Origin of the sequence: Marinimicrobium sp. UBA4509 (assembly GCF_002388575.1) — a bacterium.
Lineage (GTDB): Bacteria > Pseudomonadota > Gammaproteobacteria > Pseudomonadales > Cellvibrionaceae > Marinimicrobium > Marinimicrobium koreense.
On record NZ_DGMV01000044.1, the window covers coordinates 9,636 to 9,901 of the forward strand.

Here is a 266-nt window from a genome sequence, read left to right on the forward strand (position 1 = left end):
TTGGCCGAGAATATCCAGCTGGCTTTCAGGTGCGCCCCACCCTCTCGGTGTTTGGATATGAGTAACAGACAGCTGGTATTGGCCATCAACGCAATGAATGCGATCGCCATCATCACCAGTGATTCAGGTTCACTACCGAACACAAATCGTCTCACCACCTCGGCGAGTACGCCTACCGCCAAAATCAGCTGGAGCACACCTGCAAGGTGCGCGGCACGCACCTGCATTTTTACACTATGTCCGACCGCATAAAGGGCGAGCCCGTA

1 pseudogene is annotated in these 266 nt (G+C 54.5%); it reads right to left on the minus strand.

Features of this window, described 5'->3' with window-relative positions:
• Positions 1-266 (minus strand): annotated as a pseudogene (locus B3520_RS06730) (sodium:proton antiporter); the annotation flags it as partial.